Source organism: Gilliamella sp. App2-1, from assembly GCF_001690255.1.
GTDB lineage: Bacteria > Pseudomonadota > Gammaproteobacteria > Enterobacterales > Orbaceae > Gilliamella > Gilliamella apicola_G.
The window spans coordinates 1-1,858 of the sequence record NZ_LZGR01000046.1 but is presented as its reverse complement, the minus strand read 5'-3'; the positions used below and the strand labels follow the sequence as shown (position 1 = coordinate 1,858).

Genomic DNA, 1,858 nt, shown 5'->3' with positions numbered 1-1,858 from the left:
TTGCTATATGATCTTTATAATGAACCTAAAGAACTTGATATGGGGCAATTAAGCGAAGATTATCAATTTTTACTTTATTCTATAAGTCAAGATATACTTACTAGTGGTAATTTGAGAAAGTTGTCTAGTCTTTTAAGATATATAGCAGATAAGTTAGATATGTAAAATTAGGTGTAGTAGCTCAAACTCAACCTGACAATCCTAGTCTATATTAGTGTATTCGTTATTAAAAAGTGACAGTTAATTCTGTCACTAAATTCTATAATTAATTTTTTAATTGCCTATTTTTGCTTAGTATGCACTTTAGCCATTATTATTTTTATGCACCATTGTATTAAATAATGGCTACCTGTTGTATTGCTCATTGTGCCATATATCCCTCTATTCAAAACATAGGAAATGCATTAACTCACTATTTTTACTTACAAAAAACAATTCAGAAAGACCGTTGATTTTAATTAAATTTTTTGGTGTTTTTTAGCGTTAGCAAAGGGGCTTTGACATCAAGGTTGGCAACAACACCAAATTAAAAGCAACTGACAAAGGTACCTTCTTAAACGACGAGCAACAACAAAAAATCTACGAAGACGCCTACAAAAAGGCGATGAACGAAGGGATGTCAGCGATGGGCAGTGACACCCGTCAAGGCATTGACATGGCGGTTAGCCTCATCAACGGCTTAATCAGTGGCGACATGACAGGGGCAGCCGCAAGTGAAATTGGTGCAGCAGTTAGTATTAATGTGGTAGATGTTTTAATGGCTGAAGGTCTTACCGCAGCGGAATCAAAAGCGTTTTTAGAAAGTTTAAATTTGGAACAACGAAGACTAATTGAACTTGCGTTAGTCGATCCAATGGGAGATCAATTCCTTGAAGATGCAGTACTAAAAACTTATGAACGTTATTATAATGATTACCTAAAAGAGAAAGGTAGTAAGAAAGATAATGATAATCCGTTAACAGGAACTGGAAGTAGTTCAGCAGGTGGGGCTTCTGGATTACCACCAGATGATGATAACCGAGATAAAAATAACAATAATACTCAAGATAATGTTTCAAGAGATCCTAATGAAATTAAGCATACTTATAATTCAATTAAGGATTCGCCTAATTACCCAAAAGGGTTTAGAGATTTGCAAAATGGAACGGTCAATAATACAGTTAAAGAAAAACTGCTGTTGGAGCAATTGAGAAAAATTGAACCAGGGCGTTGGAGTAAAGTTTATAAAGATGGTTATGATGTCACTGGAAATAAAATATCAATCCACTATTTTCGTAGTCAAAGTGGTAGAGTTTTTAATGTAAAAGTCAAAAAAGATTGGAGTAATTTATAAAATGAAATTATGTTATAGTATTGATAAAGAACAAGCGGAAAAGTTTATTGATCTTTTTTTATTGGGTACCTTATTTGCATTAAAAAAGAAATTGATTTCAATTGATGAAGCTGAGGGTTTTATTTTTAAGCCCAAAATAGCAAATTTATTATCTCAAAATAAATTTACTAATGAGTTATCTAGTCTAATTATGGATGGTTGTGAGCTTGAAGACTATGAAAGTCTATTACCAGATAAGTTAGAAAATAGAATTGATGAATTACTTGTTAACTTAGTAAATATGATAAAAAATCAGTCTGAATTTGGTCGAACAGTCAATAAAAATATCACCATTGAATAAAGTGTTGTAGCTCAAATTTAACCTGACAATTCTATCCTATATTAGAATATTCATTATTAAAAAGCGACAGTTAATTCTGTCACTAAATTCTATAATTAATTTTTTAATTGCTAATTTTTGCTTAGCATGCATTTTAGTGATCATTATTTTTATGTACCATTGTATTAAATAATGGCTACCTGTTG

General features: G+C 31.5%; 2 protein-coding genes. Both read left to right on the top strand.

The genetic code is table 11. From position 1 onward, the window contains the following. Positions 1–604: 604 nt before the first annotated feature. A complete protein-coding gene (locus A9G22_RS06130; protein WP_075508525.1) occupies positions 605–1,333 on the top strand; it encodes a hypothetical protein in 729 nt (242 codons plus the stop codon). Position 1,334: 1 nt separating this feature from the next. Beyond that, positions 1,335–1,673, top strand: a complete 339-nt coding sequence (locus tag A9G22_RS06125; protein ID WP_065587064.1) for a DUF3969 family protein — start codon at positions 1,335–1,337, stop codon at positions 1,671–1,673. The last annotated feature ends 185 nt before the right edge of the window (positions 1,674–1,858 follow it).